At 66.7% G+C, this 2,071-nt stretch carries 3 protein-coding genes; all 3 read left to right on the top strand.

Going from position 1 to position 2,071, the window contains the following annotated elements:
• The coding region (locus tag EN742_RS32910) for a hydantoinase B/oxoprolinase family protein (RefSeq protein ID WP_148670444.1) at nucleotides 1-810 on the top strand (810 nt) is incomplete at its 5' end.
• Between the two features lie 4 nt (nucleotides 811-814).
• Nucleotides 815-1,570, top strand: coding sequence for an ABC transporter ATP-binding protein (locus EN742_RS32905; RefSeq protein WP_128333770.1), 756 nt, complete (start codon nucleotides 815-817; stop codon nucleotides 1,568-1,570).
• Nucleotides 1,567-2,071 (top strand): ATP-binding cassette domain-containing protein (locus tag EN742_RS32900; protein ID WP_128333769.1); only part of this gene is annotated, 505 nt, incomplete at its 3' end. The genes EN742_RS32905 and EN742_RS32900, both read left to right, overlap by 4 nt.

Genomic DNA, 2,071 nt, shown 5'->3' with positions numbered 1-2,071 from the left:
ACCTTCATGTTCTATGACTGGCTGCCAGGCGGCTGGGGCGGGCGCAACGGCAAGGACGGCTGCAATCTGACGACCTTCCTGTTCGGCACCGGCCTGCGCTCGCAGCCCGTTGAAGGCCAGGAACGCGGTTCGCCGATCATCACCGACGAGTATCAGGCCCTGCCTGACTCGGCTGGTCCCGGCAAATGGCGGGGCGGCGTCGGCGTGATCAAGCGCGGCACGATGCTCGAAGTCGACGCCACCGTCATGTCCTACATCTGCGATCGCGAGCGGTCGGTGGTGTGGGGCATTCAGGGCGGCTTGCCAGGATTGCCGCATGGCATCACGCTGACGCGCGCCGGATCAGACAAAGGACAATGGATGGGCGCGGTCTTCTCCGACGTGCCGGTCGGGCCTGGCGATCACTTCAGCCGGCCAACGTCGGGCGGCGGGGGCTTCGGCGATCCGCTGGAGCGGGATCCGGGGGCCGTCCGCGAGGATGTGATCGACGGCTATGTGACCGTCGGACGCGCAAAGACCGACTATGGCGTTGTCATCCACGCCGTCGACGAAGACCTCCTCGAATACGAGATCGACGACGAGGCCACGCGGGCCGAGCGCACCCATATCCGTGCCAATCGCCTGGCATGGGCACGAGAGGATGCAGAGGTCGTCGCGACGCGCTATCGCGCAGGCGAGATCGGCATGCTGGACGCGATCCGCAGGCATGCCGTCATCCTCGATTGGGGCAGCGGCGAGCTGCTGCCGAAGACCACGCGTCAATATCGGGCCGCATTCGAGAAGCGCACCGTGGCTTTCTGGGACAAATAGGGCGATGGGTGAGCTTGCCCTCCAATCGGTCGATCTGTCCTTCGGGGGACTGAAGGCGCTGCGCGGCGTGTCGCTAGCTTTGGGCGGGCGTGGCGTCATCGGGTTGATCGGGCCGAACGGCGCGGGTAAGACCACCTGCATCAATGTGCTGACCGGCATGATCGCGCCCACCGCCGGCGACGTCACGCTCGACGGCCAGAGCCTTCTCGGTCTGGCGCCAAGCGAATTGCGCCGGCGCGGGATAAGCCGGACCTTCCAGGCAGGTCGGCTGTTTTCGACATTGACCGTGCATGAGAATGTCGCGGCTGCCGCCGTTGGTCTTGGCTGCTCGCGGGGCCAGGCCGACAAGGCGGCGGATGCCACACTCGATTGGATCGGCAACGCCGCGCTCGGCGACCGGCGCGCGAGCACGCTCTCCTATGCCGACCAGCGCAGGACGGCCATCGCTCGCGCGATTGTTGAGAAACCTGCCTTCCTGCTGCTCGATGAGCCGGCGGCCGGCATGTCGCAGCAGGAGGCGATCGAACTGGGCGCACTCATCCGACGCATCCATGAGGAGCTCGGCGTCGCCGTGCTCCTGGTCGAGCACAACATCACGCTGGTGTTCTCGGTGTGCGATCATATCCACGTCCTGGACAGCGGCGCCGAGATCGCCGTCGGCCCGCCCGATGCCATCCGCGCCAGCACCGCTGTGCGCGAGGCCTATCTGGGCACTTCGCTGGAGCGTCAGGAAGCCGCGCGTGCGGAGGTTGCGGCATGAGCCTGCTCGCGCTCTCCGACGTCAGCGTCAGCTACGGTCCGCTCACCGCAGTCCGCAACGTCACGCTCGAGGTGGGACAAGGCGAGATCGTCTTCCTTGCCGGTCCTAACGGAGCGGGCAAGTCCACGCTGTTGCGCGCTGTCGCCGGGGTGCTGGCGCCAAGCCAGGGCAAGATTACGCTTGCCGGCACGCCGACTGCCGGGCTGCGCAGTGAGGCGCTCGTGCGCCTTGGCTTCACGCTTGTGCCCGAAGGGCGAGAGATATTCGGATCGCTGTCGGTCGCCGAGAACCTTGCGATTGGCGCCTATCTGCGGCGCGATCGCGACGGGATCGACGAAGACATGGATTTCGTGCTCACCGAGCTGCCGGCCCTGAAGCCCCGGCTGCGCGACCCTGCCGGCCTTCTTTCGGGGGGCCAACAGCAGATGCTGGCAATCGGACGGGCTTTGATGACGCGTGCCTCGCTGATCGCCATCGACGAGCCGTCGCTCGGTCTCGCGC

Origin of the sequence: Mesorhizobium sp. M4A.F.Ca.ET.020.02.1.1, from assembly GCF_004022645.1 — a bacterium.
Classification (GTDB): Bacteria; Pseudomonadota; Alphaproteobacteria; order Rhizobiales; family Rhizobiaceae; genus Mesorhizobium.
This window is presented reverse-complemented; position numbering and strand designations above follow the sequence as displayed.

Bases quoted from the DNA above. Each gene is read 5' to 3' on its own strand.
- EN742_RS32905 (WP_128333770.1), top strand. From the start codon at position 815: ATGGGTGAGCTTGCCCTCCAATCGGTCGATCTGTCCTTCGGGGGACTG.